This is a genomic window from Paenibacillus mesotrionivorans (genome assembly GCF_046098205.1).
Classification (GTDB): domain Bacteria; phylum Bacillota; class Bacilli; order Paenibacillales; family NBRC-103111; genus Paenibacillus_AR; species Paenibacillus_AR mesotrionivorans.
Genome location: NZ_JBJURJ010000008.1, coordinates 42097 through 65575, shown reverse-complemented (window position 1 = coordinate 65575; position 23479 = coordinate 42097). Strand labels below are relative to the sequence as shown.

Genomic DNA, 23479 nt, shown 5'->3' with positions numbered 1-23479 from the left:
TGGAGGTATGGAATATGTCCAATCAAACATATGAGAAATTTGAACCGCTGCACAACGCCCGGCTGGTGCTGGGTTATTTGACGTCCATGGTGGACGAAAAAATCGACAACCTGCCGTATTGGCTGATCCTGCCTCATAAAAAACCAGCCGAGGCGGCTCACTGCCGGGTGGATGATGCGGAGCTGGTGGGCTCCTGGTATGAAGCCATTGACGCTGTCCGCAGCATGCTGGGTACGGAGGAAGGCGCCGCCGTTCAAGAGTCCTTCCGCAGACATGTGATGAAGTCCTGGGGGGAACACGGGCTGCGTTTCCATGAGCCGTATCCATGGACCCATACCAATCACAGCTCCTTCCATGAGATGGGCTATATCCTGCCCGCGCTGAACCGGATGGTGGAGAAAAATCCCGGAGATGCGGAGGCGGAAACAAGAGCCTCGGAGCTGGTCCGGGGAATGCGCTCCTTGGTTATCGAACGGAAGGTCAGAACCTTCTGGTCAGGCGACTTCGCGGAGAAGGAGCCCATCTATGAATTTCCCAACGACGTGTATCTCAAGGACGGCGGCTTCGATCTGACCCGGCATACCGGCCGGGGTGAGCATGCGATCCGCAATGCCATCATGCTCCATTCCCTGGTGCGGAGGTATGAGATTGCCCATGATGAGGTTGCCCTTGATTTGGCTACCGGCTTGGCTAATCACCTCTTAGGGCCGTCCCGTTATTTTAATTACAAAATGGAGTTCTTCGGCCATGTCCATTCGGCAGGCTGGGTAGCATCCGGGCTGGTCCGGCTTGGCCGGGTAACGGGCAACCTCCGTTATATCAAGACAGGCAAAGGCATTTACGATTACATCCGGTCCTTGTCCTCCTCCTTCGGCTGGGTGCCCGAATATGCCCAATGGCATCCCCACCATGAGGAGCACTGTGAAACCTGCTGCATCAAGGATATGATTGAGTGCGCCAATGAGCTGATTCTCGCGGGTTACGAGGAATATTGGACGGATATGGCCCTGTTCGCCCGCAACCAGCTGGTGGAAAACCAGGTGAAGGTATCCTCCTATGTAGTGACGGACAACACCCTCCCGGACAGCGACGGTTTGACCTACAGAGATATTGACAAAAGAATGATCGGCGGCTTCACAGGCGGTTCCCTGGTCAATTCCATCTCCTTATCCAAATTCCGTTCCATTGCAGGCTGCTGCGTCGGCATGGCTCCGGTTGCTCTGGAAATTGTCTGGACCCGTGCAGTAGAATTCCAGGAGGGAACCGTTGTTGTGCAGATCCCGGTGGACAAGGACACGGAGGAAGCCACAGTACGGATGGATTACCCCAATACAGGCCGCATCACCGTAACGCCTAAACGGCATTGCCACGTTGCCATTCGTCTTTACGGCTGGATGGGCGGGGAACTGCACGGTAGGATGAATGGGAAGGGCTGTACACCTGACAGGGAAGGCAATCTGGTGGTATTCCGCCATGTAGCGGCAGGGGATGTGGTGGAGCTGGAGCATCCCTTGGAGACGGCGGTAGTGAAGGAAACGGTTCGGGGGGAGGAGTATTCGGTATCCTGGAGAGGCTGCGATGTCATCGATATTCTCCCGCGCGGAGAGCATCTGCGGCTGTACCAACGGGATCTGCGTATTCCGAAGTATGTTCCGTCCGCGGAGAATGTCCAATTCAGCGGAGCAGCCAATTATGGTCCTACCCAGCAGGCACAGAAAAAATAATGGCTTAGCCCAACGGAGGCCGCAGTCTTGCAAATGCATTTTGCAGGCTGCGGTTTTATTGTGCCGGTTCATTGTTATAATAGAGGCGAAGTGTAATCCAATCGAGGGAAATGACGGGAGAATATAATGGCCAATCACATGAGCGAACGGATTGTATATGAGAATCCCCTACAGCCTGTCCGGGTTCTGCATCAATTCCGGAATGAGCGGGTAGTGGGCAAGTGGCATTACCATAACGAGCTTGAGCTGATCGCTGTTGTCCAAGGGGAGTTCAGCATGTACACCAAGGACAAGGTGCTCCGGCTGTCCGGCGGGGATGTGGCGATTATCGGCTCCTTCGAGCCTCATCATTCTTTTAAGGAGGCGGGTGTGATGGAGTATATTGTGCTGCAGTTCGATATATTCAAGTTTCTCGGCCAGGATATGATTCCGTACATGAAGCATTTTACGGAGGCGGGGCGGTTGTACAGCAAGCTCAACTCCATTTTTGACAAGCATCCCGATGTTAAAGCGCAGGTGTTCGCTTCTATTCGTGAAATTGCCACAGAGTATACCAACAGGCAAAAAGGACATGAAATCGCCATTCACAGCCTGATCTACCGGATTATCCTGGCTCTTCTGCGCAATGACGACAGCTCTCTCTTAGACGTCAATCCGGACAGGGAGCTGGCCAAGCTGGTGCCTGTATTGGACTATATCGACAAACACCTGCTTGATCGGGTAGACATGAAGGAAGCGGCCAAAATCATGAATCTGGACTACTTTTATTTTGGCAAATACTTCAAGAAGGTCATGGGCAAAACGTTTATCGAATACGTCAATTCCAAAAAAATTGCCCATGCGGAGCTGCTTTTATTGACCCGGGATATCTCCGTTTTGGAAACGGCCTCCTTGGTAGGGATACCGAATATGACGAACTTTTACAAGATGTTTCATAAATACAATCAATGCTCCCCCAAGGAATTCAGGAAACGATTTATGTAGAATGACCTTTTTAAGTTAGTACAAAATTGATTTAAGGGAGTACATTTTTCTTGTTTCCTCCGGCGGCTATAATAAAACACATGAGAGAGCTCCTTGGAGACTGCGACGAAATAAAGTACCGCTAATTTGTTGACAAAACTCCCAAAACCATGGAGATTTTATCAACAAAAGCGGATGCTAATTTCCTCACAGCTCCTTACAACAGTCGGAGGGATGAGGAAAATGAAAGCGGTTTTAGACAGTTCCCCGGAATACGCCGCAATAAAACAGAAAAATAAATTTTTGCACAATATCAAGAGAGATGCGCTGTTGTATGTCCTATTGCTGCTGCCCATTGCGTACATTGCAATCTTCAAGTACGCGCCTATCTACGGCCTGGTGATGGCCTTCCAGGATTACAACATTTTCGAAGGGATTAAAGGGAGCGAATGGGTGGGGCTGGATGTGTTCCGGTTTATATTCTCCCAGGACAGCTTCTACCGTGCGCTGAAGAATACACTGGTTCTGAATGTGCTGGACCTGATCGCAGGTTTTCCGGCCCCCATTCTGCTTGCAGTGCTGCTTAATGAGGTCCGACAAGAGAAATTCAAGAAAATGACCCAGACGGTGCTGTATCTGCCCCACTTTTTGTCCTGGGTAATCATTGGCGGTATGGTTTACCTGATGTTCTCCAACAGTGGCATGGTTAACAATTTCCTGGCGGGCTTCGGGTTTGAGAAGATCGAGTTCCTGTCGCAGAAATTGCCCTGGCTGATGACCTATATCTCCGTCGGCGTCTGGCAGAATATCGGCTGGGGGACCATCATCTATCTGGCAGCCATAACCGGCATCAACAAGGAATTATATGAGGCCTCCGATATTGACGGCTGTTCCCGCCTTCGCAAAATGTGGCATATTACCCTGCCCGGCATCAAACCGACCATTAATATTCTACTGATTCTCCAAATCGGCAGAATGGTCTCCATCGGCTTCGACCGTCCCTTCGTCATGGGCAATTCCCTGGTCAGCGAATACTCCGATGTCATCAGTACCTTCGTGTACCGGGTGGGGATCAGCTCGGGCGACTTCTCCCAGGCAACGGCAGTAGGGCTGTTCCAATCGGTGGTAGGGTTGATTCTGCTGGTATCCGCCAACTTTATTGCGGAAAAATTAGGCGAGGATGGGATATGGTGAGTATGGTGAATACAACAGCGAAAAAGAAAAAAATGACGGTGGCGGATATTGCGATCATTGCCTTTATTGTGGCTTTGTCCATCACATGCATCGTGCCGTTCTTGTACATGATTGCGCTTTCCTTCAGCTCCAACGAAGCGATCATTGCCCAGAAGGTTGGCTTGTGGCCGGTAGGCTTTACAGCCGAAACCTACAAAACCATTCTGACGGATGTGGATATGCTGTATACACTGGGCTACAGTATCGTGCTGACGGTTTTGTACACGGTGGTGTGTATGTTTCTGACCATCTGCGCTGCCTATCCGCTGACGAAGAAACGGCTGATGGGAAGAAACTTTATTTTGACAGCATTGGTGTTCACCATGTACTTCAGCGGCGGTCTGATTCCTTCATACATCCTGGTCAAAAACCTGGGTATGATGAATACGGTGTGGAGTCTGGTGCTGCCTGGTGCTATGAGTGTGTTTAATATGATCATCCTGAAAACCTTCTTTACCAATCTCCCGGAGAGTCTGGAGGAGTCGGCGGCGATTGACGGATGTTCGGATCTGGGCATTCTCATCAAAATCGTGCTTCCTCTTTCGCTGCCTTCTATCGCCACCTTAAGCCTTTTCTACGCTGTAGACAGATGGAATGGCTTCCAGGATGCCCTATTCTACATTACCAAGAAAAATCTGTATCCCATGCAGATGAAGCTGTACCAGATTATATCGGCCAATCAGCAGCTGGACAGTCAACAAGGGGGCGAAGGATCCGTAGGCTCGTTTATTGTTCCGGAGTCACTGAAGGCGGCCAGCGTCATGTTTACCACAATCCCGATTTTGCTGATTTATCCCAAGCTGCAGAAGTATTTCGTGGATGGGGTGATGACCGGGGCGATCAAGGGCTGATAAGGAAAAACGGGAGAAGCAGATTCGAAACAAGGGGGTGATTCCCGGAACGGCGGATAATGGATATGCGGAAGGCAAGAAGCAAGGGCTGTACGGTACACATGACCTTACAAGCAATAGGAGAGGGTGGTTGAAAGTGAATACAGGCGTAAAAAAAACAACAGCAATTCTATTTAGCACGGCGCTTCTGGCCGGTGTTGCGGCAGGCTGCGGCAGCGATGACAAAAAAAGCGGGGACACGGCATCTCCGGCGGCATCAACCGCTGCTTCCGCAGCGCCTTCCGGACCTCCTGTCACCTTGACAGTGGAGGTGTTCGACAGAGGGGTGCAGGGACAGCCGGACTTGAACAACAATACCTGGACCAAGTATGTCAATGAGAAATTCGGAAAGCCCAATAACGCCATTGTCAAATATGTGTCCGTCCCCCGTTCCCAGGAGGTCGACAAGCTGAATGTGCTGATGGCCGCCAACGAAGCCCCTGATATTTCCTTCACCTATGACGGCACAACGGTAACCCGTTTTGCCAAGAGCAACGGCCTTTATACTCTGGATGAATTGATGGAAAAGCATGGCAAGCAGCTGAAGTCCTACCTGGGCGACAAGGTGCTCTCCTACGGGAAGTACCAGGGCAAACAAGTATCCATCCCGGCCAAACGCACATTGATTGCCTGGAATGGCATGTTTATCCGCAAGGATTGGCTGGATAAGCTGGGTATGCCGGTTCCGACGAACAAGGATGAATTGTATGCAACATTGGTTGCTTTCCGCGATAAGAACCCCGGTAATGTAAACGGTGTCATCCCTTGGGCCACAGCGGCAGCAGGCATGAACTATACCTTCGGCAACCTGGTTCAATCCTTCTGGGGTCCCATGTCGGAGGAGGAGTTCGTCACCACCCCCAACTGGCTGAAGCCCGGCCACAAGGATGCCTTCAAATGGCTGAATAAGCTGTACAATGAAAAGCTGATCAGTCCGGATTTTGCCCTGGACAAAACGGCTAAACAAGCCGATGCCGATGTAACAAACGGCAAGGTTGGTTTCTACGCAGCCAACTGGGATTATCCGCTGACCCAAAAAATCCGTGATCCGCTAAAGCAAAATGCGCCTGACGCCAAATTTGTACCGGTAGATACCTTCAAGAACAGTGAAGGGAAATACCTGAAGGAAATGTACAATGAAAACGGCCTGTTCTCCTTCATCCCCAAGAGCAGTAAAAATGCCGATTTGGCTATGAAGTATCTGAATTGGATGGCCAACCCCGAGGTGCTGTTCTTCCTGCAATTCGGCCAAGAAGGTGTCAATCATAAGCTGGTGAACGGCATTCCCCAAGGGATAACGCAAACCGGGGAGAATATGCAGATGAGCAATTTGAATCTGGACTATACTTTGGTTGTAAACGGCGCCGAGCTGGGCGACACCGAAAAGAACGTCAGAACGTATGCCGCCACTCTGGCTGCCGGCGATCAAAGCTATGAGAAGTTTGCCGTGGATTCCTACAAAATCAATACGACAGACGGTTACACCGGCTTCTACTATGGCGTTCCCAACGATTCGGATGTCAAATACGGCAAGACGCTGGGCGACATGAACAAGCAGATGATTGACCGGCTGCTTGTGGCCAAACCGGCGGAGTTCGATACCTTGTATGATAAGCTGGTGAAGGAATATATGGATGCCGGCGGCAAGGCAGTTCAAGAAGAGAACATCAAGAACTACAGAGAAGTTAAGGGCAAGAAGTAAGGTAACGGATACGGATAAACCATCGTTTGGTCTCGAACATGGTTTATCCGTATTTGCCTGTCCTCCCCGGAGATAGTTTGTTTGCTATTCCGAAACAGGTTTGCTATTATTCGGAGGAATCCATATGGTAAGGGGGATACCCTTGTACAAGGTTATGATTGTGGATGATGAATCGTGGGCCATTAAAGGAATCCGCAACGCGTTTGATTGGGAGAAGTACGGCTTTGAAGTCACCGGGCAATTTACAAGCGCTTACAAAGCATGGGACGCCATACAAGCATCTGAACCGGACCTGGTGTTTACGGATATCCGGATGCCGGATATATCCGGTCTGGAGTTGATGAAGAGGGCCAAAATACAAGGACTGGGCACCGAGTTTGTCATTGTAAGCGGGTATGCGGAATTTGAATACGCTCAGGAAGCGCTGCGTTACGGTGCACTGGATTATTTCCTGAAGCCGTTGGATGTGGATATGACGGATCCGTTTATTGCGAAGCTGGCTACGCATTTCTCCCGGCTGAAGGCGGCGCGCAATCATCTTCTGCTGGATGCGCTGACCTCGGGGGACGAGGACGATATCAGACGCCTCCTGCCCCATACGGACGGCGCGGCCGATCGGCATTATCAGGTATTAGCCGTTTATTTCGGGAGTGAAACCAAGGATATCCGAAAGCTGCTGCCTTCAGGGGAAACATCTGTCACCACCGTGGTGGTGGAAGCCGGAACCCGCAAAATGCTGGTGGTCCGGATGGCGGAGGATACAGCCGGCCTGGAAGGGCGGTGGACTGATGCAGCGCTTATGGAGACGGGCATCCACTCCATGGGCATCAGCAGCATCTCCACCGAGCTGAAGCATATGGGCAAGCTGATTAAGGAAGCGGACCTGTCCGCCTCCCGGGTGTTCCTGGAGAATGCTGCAGGTGCTGCTCTCTACGAACCGAAGCTCCATCTGGTCAAGCCTTGTATTGCCGAGATGAGCCGGATCATTCAGGGCAATCAGTTTGAGAACCTGGAGGAGTATATACAAGGGCTGCAGAATTACTTCAGGGAGCACCGTCTGGGCATGGGTGAAGTTGTTTATTTGTGGAATCAGGCCATGGGAATCCTGGTCAACGCCTATTCCGAGGAATTGAAGGACATGGAGCTGGAGTTCCTGAATTATTCCGAAATTAAGGAACGGTTCGAGCACTTTGAGTCTCTGTGCAGCTTTTTGCATGACGTTCTTGCCTCCATTAGGCAAGGCAACAGCCGCTCCTTGCAAGAAGGGGACATCCAGTCTTGCTTCAACCGGATGATTGCATATATCGACGGCCATTTTGAGGAAAAGCTGTACCTGAAGGACTTGTCTGCCCAATTCTATATTAATCAGGTGTATTGCTGCCAATTGTTCAAGAAACATCTGGGCAAAACCTTCTCCGAATACGTGTCGGAGCTTCGAATCAGGAAAGCCCGTGAGCTGTTGAAGCAAACGGATCTGTCCATTGAGGAAATTGCCATTGAGGCCGGGTACGTGGATTATTATTATTTCAATAAGGTATTCAAGAAGCATTGCGGGATGACGCCCACCAAATTCAGAAAAAGCGGATTATAAACACGCCCTAAGATCGGAGCGGCGGGTCATGAAAATCAGCAAGCTGAAACTGAAGCATCAGATATGGCTTATCTTTTGTTTCTCGATTGTGATATTTACGGTTATGGAGCTTTATTTTTTTAATAGCTTCTCTACGTTGACCCAGAAGCGGGCAGCCAATTACGGGAACCAGATGATTGATCAGACCCGCAGCAAAATTGATTCGGTGTTTAATGATATCCGGGTCAGCACCAGCATTGCAGTTAACAGCAAGCTGATTCAGGAATTCTCTGTTGTGGATGATGATTACAAACGGGCGTTTGACAGCGGGCCATATGCATTGGATCTTATGGAATATATGAGATCCTTTAATTCGTATGTGAACGGAATTGTGATTAACGACATCCGGGGAAGGCGGCTTTACAGTCTGACGTCCTCCAGCGGCGATATATTTTTTCTCCCTTCCTATGAATCCTTTATCCGCATGTATAAGGATGACCCTTCGCTGCGGGACAAAGGGATGTTTACGACAATTCTAAAAGACGACAGAACAGAATCGGAACAGTTCTTTTATATAGCGCCGATTGTGGAGACCATTGGGGGGATTTATTTCTCGCAGGTTACCGGCTTCTGCACGGTTATGGTCAATATGGAGAGGATGCAGGGTCTTGTGGAGAATACGGAGCTTACACCTAATTCCACCCTGTACATTCTGAATAACCGCGATGAGGTGATTGCCTCCACCAGCTCCAATGCCCGGGGCACGTTATTCCAGGATGTGCTTGCCATGGACAAGAACATCCTGCTGAACGGTGTGAAAACCACCATCGACGGGGAAGAAATTTTGGTGCAGGTCAAAGGTCTGGAGCAGGCGGAGGGCTGGAGGATTGTCAGTATGATCCCGGTGCATGAGCTGACTGCGGACATGAATCCAATGCGCAAGGCCAGCATTATTGTAGGGATCGGGGCTATACTCAGCCTGATTTTGATGGGCAGCTTTTTTATGAGCAATCTGATGCGCCCGGTGATGGGACTTGTCATGGATATGAAGAAGGTGGGCAGGCGGGATATGGGCTTCCGCATTAAGGTGCGGTCTACCAATGAGGTTGGGCTATTGGCCTGCGATATTAACCGGGTGATGGACGAAATGGAGGATATGGCGAAGGATATGGTAAGCACCCAGGCCCGGTTATATGAATCCGAGCTGAGCCAGAAGCAGGCGGAGTATTCTGCTCTTCAAAGCCAGATTAATCCCCACTTCCTGTATAACACGCTGAATTGCATCAGCAGCATCGGGTTGGAATACGGAAGCAGGGAAATTGCGCAGATTACCTCCTGCATGTCCAAGATCTTCCGGTACAGCATCCGAAAGGATGAGCTTGTGCGGATCAGGGAGGAGCTGGACTGCATCCAAGCGTATATGAACATTATCTCCATCCGGTACGAGAACAAGTTTGACATGGAGATTCACGTGGATGAGGCTTTGCTGGAGATGAGCACCCCCAAGATGATTCTCCAGCCGATTGTAGAAAATTCCGTGTATCACGGGCTGGAGCGGATGGATGCCGGCGGTCAGCTCCGGGTCAGCGGGAGTATGGATGCGCAAGGGGATGTTTGCTTTCGGATTACCGATACCGGGAAGGGAATGGAGACGGAGGAGCTGGCCGCCCTTCAGGCCAAGCTGAGCATGGAGAATGCCGAACCTGCGCAAAATGGACAACCCGGAAAAAGCATCGGATTGTCCAATATCCATAACAGGCTGCGGCTTTTGTTCGGAGAGCGGTATGGCATTGCCATCGAAAGTAAGCCCGGCCAAGGGACAACGGTAACCTTGCGGCTGCCGCAGCTGCCCTCTACACCGTAATGGCCACCCGGATGTCCTGGGGGTAATTCCCGAAGCCCTTGCCGAACAGGCTGACGCCTCCGCAGTGGGCGGCGGTTTCCGGGCAGGAGATACGCAGGCGCAGCTCCTGTCCGGCCCGGATATTCAACTGGCTGATCCGGATGCCGGAAAATTGGACACCGTCGATGAATGTTCCGTTTTCGGTAATAGATAGCGTTTTTTGCAGTCCATATTGTGTGTCCACCCACCAAGAAGGGGTATACAGCCCCCGCCTGCTCCCGAAGTCGCCAGGGCAGGTCCAGGTGGCAACCTCCAGGCCGTTGACAGCGAAGGTGATGTCAGACGGCCAATTTTCGTTGTAGCGGGGAGCCTCAGAGCAAATCTCCAGGGAAACGGTGAAGCCGGTGGCAGCCTGGTTTCCCACCAGATAATTCGGTACGCGGTATTCCACGAAGCCGCTGGCAAACCACAGGTGCTCGGCTTGGGTGCGCTCCGGGTCATCGAAGTAACGGGGGTCATCCATCATGCCGATCCGTTTCTCCGAGGATGCCAGTCCGCAGGTAGGGCGGACTTCATAGGCACTGTATTGGCCAACCGGCAGGTCGACGGTGAAGCTGTTGCGGTTAGACTGCTCCTCTGTACCGCTGTCGGTCCGAAGCATGAGGGTCAGTTGGTCCAGCTTCAGTGTGCAGCGTTTTTGGGTGCCCCGTTTGCCCACCAAATTTTCTGTGGCCACCAGTCCGGCTTCCTCCAGCTTCTGGATATGCTTGGTCATGATGGCGGAGGAAAGACCAAGGGCCTCCGCCAATTCCCCGATATTGTAGGCCTTCTCATTCAATAGCTCGATTATGCGGACCCGGGTTTCCGAGGAGAAACACTCCAAAACCCGCATGTTGGCTGTAGTGACATCCAGTTTCATCCATTCACTCCTCCTAGATCCTTCAATTATATAACCTAAAAGTTAAATAATCAACTTGATGTTGACATAAAGGAAGAGGTTGCTTATCATATTAACTGTAAAGTGATTAAGTTAATCATAACATTACGTAAATGAGGGGAATGTGAGTCATGACACAACCTATTCTGCGGACGGAATACCCCCGTCCCCAATTTACCAGAACCGCATGGCAGCATTTAAATGGAGCATGGGAATTTGAATTCGATGATAACCGGGTTGGAGATGCGGGGCAGTGGCATACAGGAAACCACGCTTTCAGCAAGCAAATCCAGGTGCCCTTTACCTATCAAAGCAAATTAAGCGGCATCGGGGAAACTGGCTTCCATGATCTGGTCTGGTACAAACGCAGCTTCACGGTTCCGGCGGAATGGGCAGGTCAGCAAGTGATCCTGCACTTCGGCGCAGTGGATTACCAAGCCACCGTATGGGTGAACGGACGGCAGGTTGCGTATCATGAAGGCGGCCATACGCCGTTCCAGGCGGATATTACCCCGGCTCTGCAGGATGGGGCAAACACGGTTGTTGTCCGCGTTGAGGACTTCAGCAAGGATGTGACCCTGCCGCGGGGCAAGCAATATTGGAAGGAAGACTCCGCCTCCATTTTCTATACCCGGACTACCGGGATCTGGCAGACCGTATGGCTGGAGCCGGTTGCCGAGCTTCATATCAAGAAGCTGAAGTTCAAGCCGGATATTGACCGCAATGAAATCCAGATCCGCACCTTCCTGAGCCAGGTCCCTGCCGGCTGCAAGGCAGAGGCGCAAATTGAAATCCGCTTCAAGGATGAGTACCGTTCGGTGACCACCTTCTCGCTGAACCATTCCGAAGAAGCCCGCACCGTAAGTCTTCATGATTTTAATGATCATGGCCTGGGCCGGTGGTGGTCTCCGGAGCGTCCCAATTTATATGAGGTGATCATCACCTTGCTGGTGGACGGAGTAGAAACGGACAAGGCGGAAAGCTACTTCGGCATGCGCAAGATTGCTGTGGAATCGGGCAGACTGATGCTGAACAACCGGGCGTATTTTATGCGGCTGGTGCTGGACCAAGGATACTTCCCGGACGGAATTCTGACTGCCCCCAGCGATGAGGCTTTGAAGCAGGATATTGAGCTGGCCAAAGAAATGGGCTTTAACGGTGCGCGGAAGCACCAGAAGATCGAGGATCCGCGTTATCTGTATTGGGCCGACCGGCTGGGTTATCTGGTATGGGGCGAAATGGCCAATGCTTATGCCTATTCGGAGGAATATGTGCGCAAGGTAACCGCGGAATGGCAGGAGGCGGTGGAGCGGGATTACAATCATCCGGCGCTTGTGGTATGGGTTCCCTTGAATGAGAGCTGGGGTGTGCCCAACATCCTCATTGACGAACGGCAGCAGCGCCATGCCATGGCCATGTACTATCTGACCAAATCCCTGGATGATACCCGTCCCGTTGTTTCCAATGACGGCTGGGAGCAAATGACCACGGATCTGCTTACCATCCATGATTACGAGTGGAAACGCGAGGAGCTGGCCAGCCGCTATAGCACTCTGGAGCAGGCTCTTGGTATGAAGCCCAGCCGCAAAGAGTTGTTTGTTGGCGGCACGGTTTATGCAGGCCAGCCGCTCCTGATCACCGAATTCGGCGGCATTGCCTACAAGAAAAGCGAGTGGGAGGGCTGGGGCTACTCCGGCGCGGACAACGACGAGGATTTCCTGGCGAAGCTCGCGGCTGTGGTGGAACCCCTGCTGGAAACACCCGTGATCCAAGGCTTCTGCTACACCCAGCTCACAGATGTGGAGCAAGAGATCAACGGCCTCTTGACCTATGACCGGGTGCCCAAGGTGCCGCTGGAGAAAATCAAGGAGATTTTCGGCGGGAAAAACCGGTATTTCTAAGGAACGTACAGCTAACGGACAGAGAAGCCGCTATTTCGCCCCAAAGCGTACATTTGCGGATTTCGCGGACACAGAGGACGTTATTGCTTGCTTTTCCGCGCCAAACCTGCGCTTTTTGCCCAGATAGCGGATCTCCTGTCCGTTAGGTTGAACAAACATCGTTTTCACCGTGAATAAGCGCCCCCCGGTCCGCAATACTTCCCGTGGCCCAGGGGGCGTAACAGCGTCAAGCACTCTGTTGGCGCAAATTCTATTTTAGCCTCGCGCAATCGGTCATTCACGGGGAAAACGCTTCATATATTCGCTTGGTGTCACTCCCGTAACCTGCTTGAATACTCTCCCGAAATAAGTGGGATTAGAGAAGCCCGCCTGTTCGGCAACGCCTTGGATGGAATCCCGGCGGAGCTGAAGCAGGCGGGTTGCTTCATGTATCCGCAGCATGTGGACGTATTCCACCAGCGTTTTGCCGGTGGTTTTTTTGAAGAGGTGGCAAAAATAGTTGGGAGTAAGGCAGCAAATACGGGCGGCCTGCTCCACGGTAATGGGCTCGCGGAAATGCCCGCCCAGATGAACCAGCAGGGCACCGATGCCGTTCTCCGGACGCCCAGTCCGCTGTTGGGAACGGGCAATCTGCTCCGCGTACGGATAAATAAGCCCCAACGCGGCAAGCAGCTCCCCTTTGATCCGCAGCTCGTGGGCTATGGTTCTATGGGCGAATGCATGGAAAATACGCTCCAGGCAGGCCTGAAGAGAATCGGTCACCAGCAGCTCCTTTCCGTAGAAGGCGGGAAGCCGGACGTCCTCTGACAGCAGCGGGCGGATGTATTGAGCCTCCGTAGAATCATGCGCTCCCTTCAGCAGCGCTTCGTTAAAAACCACCGCATACAGCTCACTGTTTTGCTCTGTGGGATAAGCCGCATGCATCTGCCTGCGGTTGATCCAGGCGGCCTCTCCCGCGGCCAGCTCCCGGGAGACGGCGCCAACCTGCACCTGGAAGCTGCCTTGAGTCACCAGGATCCATTCTATATGCTCATGCCAATGGGGCGGGATTATCATCCGGTCCGGAAAATGAATATGAAACAGATTAACCGGAAACGTTTGATCCGGTATTTCCGTATGCTCCCGCTTCCAGGAGTAGAGGCTGCCGTCCGCCGGTTGCATGATTTTTCCTCCCGATAAAAAACGTAATATTGTATGAGTAACGCGTAATGGAGCACGTCGTGCCGTCTGTTGGCTTTCGTTATAATGGGGGCGTAGCTTCATTATAAACTGAATGGAGGCCAACAGCTATGTTCCGAATAGAGAAGGGACGGTTAGTCTGGGAATATGATCATGAGCTGGTATGGATCGAGCCTTGGGGAGCCAATGCGCTGCGGGTGCGGGCAGCCTGCTCGGAGATGCGGGAGGAGGATTGGGCGCTGCTGCCTGCCGCGGAGTCAAACGCTGCTACCGTCATAGAAACGGAAAAAGCGACGATTACCAACGGGAAAATAAAAGCGGAAATCACGAAACAAGGCCAGCTGTTCTTCTACAACCAGCACGGCAAGCGGCTTCTGAATGAAACGCAGCATACCTATCAGCTGAAGTATGGCGGGCGGGAGTTTAAGGCTCATCCTGGCGGCAGCGACTACTCGATCAGACTTCGTCTCGAATCCGATTCGCAGGAAAAGCTCTTCGGCATGGGCCAGTACCAGCATCCGTTCCTGAATCTCAAGGGCTGCTCCTTGGAGCTGACCCACCGGAACAGCCAGGTGAGTGTACCCTTTGTACTCTCCAGCGCTGGCTACGGGTTTCTGTGGCATAACCCGGCTGTAGGGCAGGTCCACTTCAGTCTGAATGTGACGGAATGGAGCGCTCCTTCCACCAAGCAGCTGGATTATTGGATTACGGCCGGAGACACCCCAGCGGAAATCGAAGAGGCTTATGCCGACGCCACGGGCAAGGTACCCATGATGCCGGAGTACGGTATGGGCTTCTGGCAGTGCAAGCTCCGGTACCGCACACAGGAGGAGCTGCTTACGGTGGCACGGGAATACAAGCGCCGCCAGCTGCCCATCGACGTGATCGTTATTGATTTTTTTCATTGGACCAATCAGGGGGATTGGCAGTTTGATCCGGAGTATTGGCCGGACCCGGAGGGGATGGTTCGGGAGCTCAAGGAGATGGGCATTGAGCTGATGGTCTCCGTTTGGCCTACGGTACAGACGGAGAGCAAGCATTATGCCGAGATGCTGGCCAAGGGCTATCTGCTCCGGTCGGACCGGGGGGTGCGCACCCAATTTCAGTTCCTCGGGCAAAATGCGATTTTTGATGCCACCCATCCTGAGGCACGCCGCTATCTGTGGGAGCTGATCAAGCGCAACTATTACGACAAGGGCATCCGCGTGTTCTGGCTGGATGAGGCAGAGCCGGAGCTGAGTGTTTATGACCATGACATCTACCGCTATCACCTGGGCTCCAGCCAGCAAATCGGTAATCTGTATCCGGTGAAATACAGCCAGACCTTCTTCGATGGTATGGCTGCCGAAGGCCAGGAGAATATTATCAATCTGGTGCGCTGTGCCTGGGCGGGAAGCCAACGCTACGGTGCTCTTGTCTGGTCGGGGGACATTCACTCCAGCTTCGAAACCCTGGCTATTCAAGTTAAAGCGGGCTTGAGCATGGCCATTGCAGGCATCCCCTGGTGGACCACGGACATCGGCGGTTTCCACGGAGGGAATCCGAATGACCCGGCCTTCCGGGAATGTATCGTGCGCTGGTTCCAATACGGCGCCTTCTGCCCGGTGTTCCGTCTCCACGGCGATCGGATGCCCTTCGTCCCGCCAACTGGAACCTCCGGGGGCGGTGTTTGCGGCAGCGGGTCAGACAATGAGGTGTGGAGCTACGGGGATGAGGCATATGCCATTTTCAGCGATTATATGCTGATGCGGGAACGTCTGAAGCCGTATATCGCGGATTTAATGCGGGAAGCCCATGTGAAGGGAACACCCCCTATGCGTCCGCTGTTCTACGATTTCCCGCAGGATACCGTCGCGTGGGAGGTTGACGATCAATATATGTTTGGCCCGGACCTGCTGGTTGCACCGGTGGTAAACGGAGGACAGCGGAGCCGCAGCGTATATCTGCCTGCCGGAGCAGAATGGACACATGCCTTCAGCGGCGCGGTGGTGACGGGGGGACAATGGATTTCCGTGGATGCCCCTCTGGAACAAATCCCCCTGTTTGTGCGGAATGGAGCCCAACTCCCTCTCGTTATGGTAAAATAAGCAAAGCTTATTGATCGGAGAGGAGACCATCTGTGGAGCCTGTTATTAAAAAGTTGGAGGATGGGGAGCGGATTCCTTATGATCTGCTGCTTTTGGCCGACCCGTCCAAGCCGATTGTGGAGGATTACCTGGCCCGGGGAAGCTGCTATACGGCCTCACTGGCAGACGAATGCGTAGGGGTGTTTGTGTTATTGCGGACACGTCCGGAAACGGTGGAAATTGTGAATGTGGCGGTAAAAGAGGATATGCAGGGCCGGGGCATCGGAAAAAGGCTGGTGCAAAAGGCGCTGGAAGCCGCCCGCGAGATGAACGCCAAAACCGTCGAGATCGGAACGGGCAATTCCAGCATTCAGCAGCTGGCCCTTTATCAGAAATGCGGCTTCCGGATGGTGGGAGTCGATTCGGACTTCTTCGTGAGGCATTATGCGGAGCCCATCTTCGAAAATGGGATTCCGTGCAGGGATATGATCAGGCTGCGGCTGGAGCTGTAAGCCTTACATGCAAAAGCCGTGCAGGCAGCACGGCTTTTGTTATTTATTAATGCACCTGTTCACGAACCTGGGGAACCGAATCCAGATACGCAATACCCAGCTCTCCGGTTACCGGATTGATGTAGGTTTCACAAGCCACTCCGAATACATCCCCGATTAATGCTTTGGTCAGGATCTCTTCCGGTATGCCGCTGGCCACAACCTGGCCTTTCTTCATCACATACAGATAGTCGCAATACTTGGCGGAGAGGACCAGATCATGAAGAGCAGCCAGTACACCGATGCCCAAATTCCGCACGATGGTCAGAATCTGCAGCTGGTATTTGATATCCAGGTGATTGGTGGGTTCATCCAGGATCAGGAATTCCGGCTGCTGAGCCATCACTCTGGCCAGAATGACCCGCTGTTTTTCCCCGCCGGATAAGGAGTTGTAGCTGCGTTGGGCATAATGCTCCAGATTCACCCTGCGGAGAGCCTCCTCCACAATAAGCGAATCCTGACGGTTATCGGCCTCCAGCAGCCCCTTATGGGGAGTCCGGCCCATCGCCACCATTTCCTGTACCGTAAAGTCGAAGCTGAGGTCGTTGAACTGGCCGACGACTCCCAGCTTTTGGGCCACCGCCTTGGGACTTGCACGGAGCACATCCAGCTCCGACAGCATTACGCTGCCTTGGCGGGGCTTGATCACCTTATAGATGCTTTTCAGCAGGGTAGATTTCCCGCAGCCGTTGGGGCCGATGAGTCCCACAAACTGGCCTGCCCCCACCCGGAGCGTTACCTCTTGGACTATGTCGGTCCCCGACAAGGACACACAGAGCCGGTTCACATGTAAGTGCATCAGGATTTCCCTCCAAACGCATACCCTTTTTTGACGAGCATGTACATAAACAGCGGTGCGCCGATTAATGCGGTAATGATGCCGATAGGCAATTCCACATTGGGAACGATGGTGCGGGCGAGAACATCCGCCCATACAAGAAAGATGGCGCCGCTGAGCACAGCTGCCGGCAGCAGGCGGCGGTGGTCCGAGCCAACCATGCCCCGGACCACATGGGGAATAATCAGACCGACGAAGCCGATCATCCCGCAGGCGGAAACCATCACACCGGTGACCAGCGCCGTGAGGACCATGTACCAGCGGCGACAGGCGCTCAGGTTGATCCCCAGCGTAACGGCCGCTTCATCACCCAGCAGCATGGTATTAAGGATCCGGGATTGGAGCATGAAGAAGAGACTGGCGCCAAGGGTAAATACGGCCACCAGCGGAAGCTTGCTCCAGCCGGACGCCGCCAGGCTGCCCATGGTCCAGAAGGTGACGGTTTTGATTCCTTCGGCATTATTGGCCAGATACACAATAAAATTGGCAAATGCGGTACAAAGCGCGTTGATCACCATACCGGAGAGCACCAGCTTGACGGAGGTCATTTTGCCGCCGGCACTGGCCAATATCATGACCAGAAGGGAAGCTCCTACCGCACCGGCGAATGCCCAGAAGGCAATGCCCGTTTGAGCCAAAACGCCCAAGCTGCCGAACCCGACCAGAATGGCGAAGGTCGCCCCCAAGGAGGCCCCGGAGGAGATCCCCAGAATATACGGGTCCGCCAGCGGATTCTGCACAGCCGCCTGCATAATGGTGCCGCACAGGGTAAGCCCCATGCCGATGAGCATGGCCATCAGTACCCGGGGAAAGCGGATTTTCCAGATGATATCCACGAAGGAGCCGGAGCTTAATTCCTGCACATCGCCGATCTGAATGCCGGTCATGTGGTACAGCAAGATACGGTACGACTGGGAAATGGGGATTTCCACCTGGCCGAAGGATACTGCCGCGCCGATGGACAGGAGGAGTACGGCCAGCAAAACTCCCGTGATGAGCCAAAAGCCCTTGCGGGTGTAAAGGAAGGCATGCTTGAGATCCCCGGTTTGGCGGGGCGAATGTGCAATCGAAGAATCCATAGATTAATAATCTCCTAAAAATTCCAAGGTTGTTTTCACTATATTATTAATGATTCTCATTGTCAATAACGAAAAATCATCCTCTAAAAAGAGAAGAAACCCCTGATAATCACTAAAAAAAACACGTTGACTTGAATTTGTACAAGCCATATACTAACAGTATTGTGCATTGAGAATGATTATCGTTTATCCCATAAGAAAAGAGGTTTGATTGATGAACAAGCTTGTACGATCCCTACTGCCGGTGGTGCTGGCGCTTCCCCTTGCTATTGCGGCAGGCTGCTCCTCTTCAACCAATGAAGGCACCCCCGGGGGTACAGCAGCTCCGGCGGCTTCCGCTGCCGCATCCACTGCCCCTTCCGCGGCAGCGGCAGGAGCTTCGACAGTTTACCCATTAACCATCGAGAATTACACCAATAATGGGGAGGGTACTCCATGGCAGGCGAAGAAACAAATCTTCAATAAGGCTCCTGCCCGTGTGGTGGCCAACACCCAAGGGGCCGGTGAACTGATGGTGAAGCTGGGATTAACGGATAAGGTGGCCGGTGTTGCCGCCCTGTATGGAGCAGGTGACCCTGCTGTGGCGGAGGAGTTTAAGAAGCTTCCGGTTATTTCCCAGAATTATGCCAGCAAGGAATTGGTGGTAGGCGCCAGTCCAGATTTGGTGATGGGCCGTGCGGACCTGTTCGCCGATGCGGATTGGGGTACGGGGACTGTACCGGGTTTGAATGAGCTTGGCATCAAAACCTATATCCAGCATACCAGCGTTAAGGGGGCTACTCTGGAAAGCCTGTATAAGGATATTGAAGAATTGGGCCAGATCTTCGATGTGCAGAGCCGGGCGTCGGGTTACATAACCGAGTTAAAAAAACGGGCGGATGCGTTGAAAGCCAAGTCCGCCGGCATCCAGAAGACCTTCGCCTATGTGTCCGACGGCGGCAACGGCGCGATCGCCGTGTACAGCGGCAATATCGATACCTTCGCAGGAGATGTACTGCGTCTGGTGGGCTTGACCAACAGCTATGCCGATGTGACAGGCAATATCAGCAAGGAGCAGCTGATCGCCACCAATCCGGATGTGCTGCTCATCTCCAAATATTCGGGAGGCATTGATCCCGAGATCTCCAAAAAAGCGTTTTATGCCGATTCCACCCTGCAGAACATCAAGGCCATTCAGAATAAAGCCATCTATGTCATCGACTTCAACCAGTTCTGGGGCTACAGCTACTCCATTCTGGATGGAGCGGAGAAATTGGCCGCAGACATGGCTGCCAACAAATAAAGAGGGTTAGCCCGGGTATGGACCCTATGGGGCTGTCACACAAAAAAAGTTGGACGGAAAAACGCTCGTTTTTCTGCCCAGCTTTTTTGTGTCTGTTTGCCTGGCACGGCTGTCAGGCAGCTTGCTGCTGCTATTTGATGGCCTGATCTCTCCGAGCAGGTCCTTACCAGAGAAGCTGGACTCGAAATATCATATATAAATTTCCTAAATATCATAAAATAGCTGGTTCTACTCGAATTTTCATATTCAATATGTACATACCGCTCCACTTAGCAGGTTTATACTTGAAAAATCGTCTTTAACCCTTCGCTGAACCGGGTTTGCCCATTTTAAATGCGAAATTTCGTGTTCACACCGGGTCTAACACATCCAGCCTGCGGCTTGAAACATGTTATTACAGGATAACTTTAAGCTTTTTTTAAGGTTAGGGTGTTATATTGAAGGTCATCTCAAATCGGATTAATAGGGAAAGGAGAGCGGATGAAAGTAAAACGGTATTGGATATCGTGTCTGTTGTTCGTCGTTGTTTTGGCTGCCGGGCGGTTTCTATTGCTGCGCGAAAGCCAGCTGCTTCATTTGAATGGGAATCTGCTTATGGCCATCGGGTCGGATGTGCTGTTTGGACTGTTCGTCATGGCGTTTGTTTATGTCACCAAAAAGGTGAACCGGGTGCTTCCCTATGTGCTGGCCATTCCCATGCTGCTGTTATTTCTGGCCAATATGGAGTATATCTACGCCATGGGGGATGTAATTAATCTCCGGGACCTGTTTCAGGCGGCAGATGCCCAATTTGTGCAGGGGACCTTTTCCCATTTGAGCTTCCCGGTATACAGTGCAGTGCTTCTGGCAAGTCTGGTGTTCATGATTCTGTCAGTGGACCGGCGGAAAATCGCCTTCCGCTCCTACCGGATCTCGCTTCGGCAGCTTCTATTATATGCGGTTGTTTTGCTTACAGCGGAGACGGGCCTTATCTTCCTGATGGGCAATAACTGGGAGCGGGTCAGCTTCACCCAAGCCTCCCTTCATAACGGCATGGTGGACCTTTTTTATCAGAAGGAAATGGTATTCTCGGATTTCCCCAGTGACATCGACAGCCAAATCTACGGGGTTTCGCAGATCAAGGATGGCGCGTACCTGCTGCCCGCGGATGCTGCCCAACCGAAGAATATCCTGATCGTGGCGATGGAAGGGATTCCGGGAGCTTATCTGGAAGCGAACCAGCAGTATTTTGCCGCGGATCATAAGGTAAGTCTGACCAGTCTGGAGCAGATTCGGGACCAAACGCTGTTGGTGCCCAATTTTCTGACCCATAACAATCAGACCATCCGGGGGCTGTATTCCCTCCTGAGCGGGGGATATCCCAAGCTGGACGCGTCTACGCCGGATGCCTACGAATATATCCAGAATCCGCAGAGCGTGAGTATGCTTCCTCAGGAGCTGAAGGCGCGGGGCTACCAAACGGCGTTTATTCAAGCGGCACCGCTGGATTATATGTCCAAGGACCAATTTATGAGCACCGCCGGGTTTGATACCATCATCGGCTCAGAGGGCTTCACCCCCAAGATTTCCTTCGGCTGGGGTGTGGATGACGGAGCTTTCTTCGAACAGGTTCCGGCGTATCTGGAAAAGATGAATGAAGGAGATGACCCGTGGTTTGCCACCCTGCTGACGGTAGGGACCCATCACCCTTATGCCATTCCGGCGGAGCTGGAAGCGATGTATCCGGACCGGAAGGAAGCCTCCGTCCGTTATCTGGACGAATCCCTGTCCCGGTTTATCGAATATCTCCAGACCTCGGATGTGGGCAAGGATACGATGGTGATTTTTACCTCGGATGAATCCCATGGTGTGACCGGCCAGCCCTATGGCTCCAACTGGGGCTTGTGTCTGGTCTATTCTCCCACCTTCACCGGAGAGATTGTTAATGACGGGGCTTACGGGCTGAAGGATCTGAAGGGTTCTATCCTGGATTATGTGGATCAGGAGACGGAATCGGAGGCCGTGGGCCGAAGCATCTTCCGTTCCTACCAGAAGGAGGAGCCGGTCCTGTTCGCCAGCCATTACAGCGGGGATGTGTTTTATCTGGCTGCCAAGGGGGAGGTGTTCCAACTGGATAACCGCAACAGGCTGTATGCCATCCATTCCCGGAACGGCCAGCTCTTCTCCAAGGATTATACGCGCACCCGGGTGACGGACAATACGATGAAACAAAGCTTGACCATGTATAAACAATATCTCAACCAGTCCATCATTGATCCCTATCAGGAGCTGGTGATTATTAACGACAAATCCTTCACAGCAGGATGGGGGGATTATTTCTCCATTACCGGCGGGCAGTATCTGACCCTCCCCGCCCGGTCGTATGTGACCATCACTATGGATTACGAATGGATGAGCCCGTCCGAAGGGGATGAAATCAGCTTCTATCTGGATGCGGAGTCGAATCCGGAACGCCTGGGGAGAAAAACGGTGGACTCCTCCATGGAAGGCCAGAACAAGCTGGTGTATACCTTCTACAACGAAGAGGAGCGGGGCTCCTATAATTTTACGTTAAGGGCCAGCATGTTCGCCAATACGGCCACCTTCAAGGTGAACCGGCTAACCGTTCATTTTCCCATGGACAAACCGGAGGAGGTTACGGGGGCTTCCGCCTTCGAAATTTATGGGCAGCAAGCAGGTTAAGGGGTGTGGCCAAAGGAAAGGACAGAAAGTCGCGTGTGATGCGCGGCTTTTTTTGTGGTATAAACAAGACATGTTGATGTCAAGTTAAGTGAGATATACTTTCTTGAGGTGAGGAAGGATGCAGATCAGCCGGCTGTTCGAAATCGTATATCTGCTGCTGGACCGGAGAATGATCACGGCCAAGGAGCTGGCGGAGCACTTTGAGGTTTCCGTCAGGACCATATACCGGGATATCGAAACCCTGTCCGCGGCGGGAATCCCTGTGTACGCCAGTCAAGGCAAGGGTGGCGGAATTAAGCTCATGGAGCATTATGTGCTGAACAAGTCCCTTCTGTCGGATGCGGAGCAAAAGGAAGTGTTATTCGCCCTGCAAAGCCTGACGGCCGCACAGCATTCCGATGCAGAGCGTGTACTTTCCAAGCTGAGTGGCTTATTCCATAAAAATGCGGATAGCTGGATTGAGGTGGATTTGGCTCCTTGGGGCAGCAGCAAACGGAAAACAGAGGAGTTTACTGCGCTCAAAAACGCCATTTTGGGCCGCCGGATTATTGAATTTGGTTATGTCAACAACGCCGGTGACACCAGTAATCGTCGGGTGGAACCCGTGAAGCTGATTTTTAAAGTAAATGCATGGTATCTGCAGGGCTTCTGCCTGGTCAAGGAGGAGCTGCGGAGCTTTAAGCTCTCCCGTATGTCGGACCTTGAAATAACCGGGGAAAGCTTTCCGGAGAGACCGCCGGAGGAAACGCATGAACCGGAACCACCCGCGCCAACACAGCAATGGGTTGATCTGAAGCTGAGGTTTTCGCTGCGCGGCACCTACCGGGTGTACGATGAATTTAAGGAGCAGCAGATTACCCGGCATGAGGATGGCTCCTGCACCGTGGACACCTCCTTGCCCGAAAGCAGCTGGCTGCTCCACTATCTCTTATCCTTCGGCGCGGAGCTGGAGGTGTTGTCTCCACCGCATATGCGGAGCAGCCTTCAAGCTGAATTGGTGAAAATGCTGGACAGGTATCCCGGATAACCTGACACGATG

Annotated in this window: 17 protein-coding genes; 13 read left to right on the top strand and 4 right to left on the bottom strand. The window is 52.6% G+C overall.

The features are described 5' to 3' along the window. The first annotated feature begins 14 nt into the window (after nt 1–14). The 7 genes from ACI1P1_RS13445 to ACI1P1_RS13415 all read left to right on the top strand — a co-directional run bounded on the left by ACI1P1_RS13445 (nt 15) and on the right by ACI1P1_RS13415 (nt 9946). Nucleotides 15–1724, top strand: a complete 1710-nt coding sequence (locus tag ACI1P1_RS13445; RefSeq protein ID WP_416216911.1) for a glycoside hydrolase family protein — start codon at nt 15–17, stop codon at nt 1722–1724. Between the two features lie 126 nt (nt 1725–1850). Next, complete coding sequence (locus ACI1P1_RS13440) at nt 1851–2708, top strand: AraC family transcriptional regulator (protein ID WP_416216910.1); 858 nt, start codon at nt 1851–1853, stop codon at nt 2706–2708. Nucleotides 2709–2930: 222 nt separating this feature from the next. Further along, a complete protein-coding gene (locus ACI1P1_RS13435) occupies nt 2931–3881 on the top strand; it encodes an ABC transporter permease (RefSeq protein WP_416216909.1) in 951 nt (316 codons plus the stop codon). Between the two features lie 2 nt (nt 3882–3883). After that, on the top strand, nt 3884–4771 hold the full coding sequence (locus tag ACI1P1_RS13430) for a carbohydrate ABC transporter permease (protein WP_416216908.1): 888 nt from the start codon (nt 3884–3886) through the stop codon (nt 4769–4771). A gap of 136 nt (nt 4772–4907) precedes the next feature. Beyond that, on the top strand, nt 4908–6512 hold the full coding sequence (locus tag ACI1P1_RS13425; RefSeq protein ID WP_416217134.1) for an extracellular solute-binding protein: 1605 nt from the start codon (nt 4908–4910) through the stop codon (nt 6510–6512). A gap of 124 nt (nt 6513–6636) precedes the next feature. Beyond that, complete coding sequence (locus ACI1P1_RS13420; RefSeq protein WP_416216907.1) at nt 6637–8103, top strand: helix-turn-helix domain-containing protein; 1467 nt, start codon at nt 6637–6639, stop codon at nt 8101–8103. Between the two features lie 28 nt (nt 8104–8131). Continuing rightward, complete coding sequence (locus tag ACI1P1_RS13415) at nt 8132–9946, top strand: sensor histidine kinase (RefSeq protein WP_416216906.1); 1815 nt, start codon at nt 8132–8134, stop codon at nt 9944–9946. On the opposite strand, the gene ACI1P1_RS13410 is transcribed toward ACI1P1_RS13415, so the two are convergent. Next, nucleotides 9936–10844: an ArsR/SmtB family transcription factor gene (locus tag ACI1P1_RS13410; RefSeq protein ID WP_416216905.1), complete on the bottom strand. Its 909-nt coding sequence runs from the start codon at nt 10842–10844 to the stop codon at nt 9936–9938. The two genes, ACI1P1_RS13415 and ACI1P1_RS13410, sit on opposite strands and share 11 nt — an antisense overlap. Nucleotides 10845–10993: 149 nt before the next feature. On the opposite strand from ACI1P1_RS13410, the gene ACI1P1_RS13405 reads away from it, so the two are divergent. Continuing rightward, nucleotides 10994–12763: a glycoside hydrolase family 2 protein gene (locus tag ACI1P1_RS13405; protein ID WP_416216904.1), complete on the top strand. Its 1770-nt coding sequence runs from the start codon at nt 10994–10996 to the stop codon at nt 12761–12763. Between the two features lie 273 nt (nt 12764–13036). Here ACI1P1_RS13405 and ACI1P1_RS13400 read toward each other — a convergent pair whose 3' ends face one another. Beyond that, nucleotides 13037–13924 (bottom strand): helix-turn-helix transcriptional regulator, encoded by an 888-nt coding sequence (locus ACI1P1_RS13400; protein WP_416216903.1) that lies wholly within the window; start codon nt 13922–13924, stop codon nt 13037–13039. 128 nt (nt 13925–14052) lie between these two features. Here ACI1P1_RS13400 and ACI1P1_RS13395 point away from each other — a divergent pair, with 128 nt between their 5' ends. Together ACI1P1_RS13395 and ACI1P1_RS13390 are read left to right on the top strand one after the other, a co-directional pair. Then, a complete protein-coding gene (locus tag ACI1P1_RS13395; protein WP_416216902.1) occupies nt 14053–16029 on the top strand; it encodes a glycoside hydrolase family 31 protein in 1977 nt (658 codons plus the stop codon). A gap of 32 nt (nt 16030–16061) precedes the next feature. Next, nucleotides 16062–16520: a GNAT family N-acetyltransferase gene (locus tag ACI1P1_RS13390; RefSeq protein WP_416216901.1), complete on the top strand. Its 459-nt coding sequence runs from the start codon at nt 16062–16064 to the stop codon at nt 16518–16520. 46 nt (nt 16521–16566) lie between these two features. On the opposite strand, the gene ACI1P1_RS13385 is transcribed toward ACI1P1_RS13390, so the two are convergent. Together ACI1P1_RS13385 and ACI1P1_RS13380 are read right to left on the bottom strand one after the other, a co-directional pair. Beyond that, on the bottom strand, nt 16567–17358 hold the full coding sequence (locus ACI1P1_RS13385; RefSeq protein WP_416216900.1) for an ABC transporter ATP-binding protein: 792 nt from the start codon (nt 17356–17358) through the stop codon (nt 16567–16569). Next, nucleotides 17358–18476: a FecCD family ABC transporter permease gene (locus tag ACI1P1_RS13380; RefSeq protein WP_416216899.1), complete on the bottom strand. Its 1119-nt coding sequence runs from the start codon at nt 18474–18476 to the stop codon at nt 17358–17360. The genes ACI1P1_RS13385 and ACI1P1_RS13380 overlap by 1 nt, the downstream gene beginning before the upstream one ends. A gap of 214 nt (nt 18477–18690) precedes the next feature. On the opposite strand from ACI1P1_RS13380, the gene ACI1P1_RS13375 reads away from it, so the two are divergent. The 3 genes from ACI1P1_RS13375 to ACI1P1_RS13365 all read left to right on the top strand — a co-directional run bounded on the left by ACI1P1_RS13375 (nt 18691) and on the right by ACI1P1_RS13365 (nt 23467). After that, complete coding sequence (locus tag ACI1P1_RS13375) at nt 18691–19758, top strand: ABC transporter substrate-binding protein (RefSeq protein WP_416216898.1); 1068 nt, start codon at nt 18691–18693, stop codon at nt 19756–19758. A gap of 480 nt (nt 19759–20238) precedes the next feature. Further along, nucleotides 20239–22440, top strand: coding sequence for an LTA synthase family protein (locus ACI1P1_RS13370; RefSeq protein WP_416216897.1), 2202 nt, complete (start codon nt 20239–20241; stop codon nt 22438–22440). Nucleotides 22441–22558: 118 nt separating this feature from the next. After that, the gene (locus ACI1P1_RS13365; protein WP_416216896.1) at nt 22559–23467 is read left to right on the top strand and encodes a helix-turn-helix transcriptional regulator; all 909 of its coding nucleotides are present in this window, start codon (nt 22559–22561) and stop codon (nt 23465–23467) included. The last annotated feature ends 12 nt before the right edge of the window (nt 23468–23479 follow it).

What these genes read in the sequence shown, in the direction of transcription:
- ACI1P1_RS13445 (WP_416216911.1), top strand. Translation starts at nt 15, where the DNA reads ATGTCCAATCAAACATATGAGAAATTTGAACCGCTGCACAACGCCCGG.
- ACI1P1_RS13440 (WP_416216910.1), top strand. Translation starts at nt 1,851, where the DNA reads ATGGCCAATCACATGAGCGAACGGATTGTATATGAGAATCCCCTACAG.
- ACI1P1_RS13435 (WP_416216909.1), top strand. Translation starts at nt 2,931, where the DNA reads ATGAAAGCGGTTTTAGACAGTTCCCCGGAATACGCCGCAATAAAACAG.
- ACI1P1_RS13430 (WP_416216908.1), top strand. Translation starts at nt 3,884, where the DNA reads ATGGTGAATACAACAGCGAAAAAGAAAAAAATGACGGTGGCGGATATT.
- ACI1P1_RS13420 (WP_416216907.1), top strand. Translation starts at nt 6,637, where the DNA reads ATGGTAAGGGGGATACCCTTGTACAAGGTTATGATTGTGGATGATGAA.
- ACI1P1_RS13415 (WP_416216906.1), top strand. Translation starts at nt 8,132, where the DNA reads ATGAAAATCAGCAAGCTGAAACTGAAGCATCAGATATGGCTTATCTTT.
- ACI1P1_RS13410 (WP_416216905.1), bottom strand. Translation starts at nt 10,844, where the DNA reads ATGAAACTGGATGTCACTACAGCCAACATGCGGGTTTTGGAGTGTTTC.
- ACI1P1_RS13405 (WP_416216904.1), top strand. Translation starts at nt 10,994, where the DNA reads ATGACACAACCTATTCTGCGGACGGAATACCCCCGTCCCCAATTTACC.
- ACI1P1_RS13400 (WP_416216903.1), bottom strand. Translation starts at nt 13,924, where the DNA reads ATGCAACCGGCGGACGGCAGCCTCTACTCCTGGAAGCGGGAGCATACG.
- ACI1P1_RS13395 (WP_416216902.1), top strand. Translation starts at nt 14,053, where the DNA reads ATGTTCCGAATAGAGAAGGGACGGTTAGTCTGGGAATATGATCATGAG.
- ACI1P1_RS13385 (WP_416216900.1), bottom strand. Translation starts at nt 17,358, where the DNA reads ATGCACTTACATGTGAACCGGCTCTGTGTGTCCTTGTCGGGGACCGAC.
- ACI1P1_RS13380 (WP_416216899.1), bottom strand. Translation starts at nt 18,476, where the DNA reads ATGGATTCTTCGATTGCACATTCGCCCCGCCAAACCGGGGATCTCAAG.
- ACI1P1_RS13375 (WP_416216898.1), top strand. Translation starts at nt 18,691, where the DNA reads ATGAACAAGCTTGTACGATCCCTACTGCCGGTGGTGCTGGCGCTTCCC.
- ACI1P1_RS13370 (WP_416216897.1), top strand. Translation starts at nt 20,239, where the DNA reads ATGAAAGTAAAACGGTATTGGATATCGTGTCTGTTGTTCGTCGTTGTT.
- ACI1P1_RS13365 (WP_416216896.1), top strand. Translation starts at nt 22,559, where the DNA reads ATGCAGATCAGCCGGCTGTTCGAAATCGTATATCTGCTGCTGGACCGG.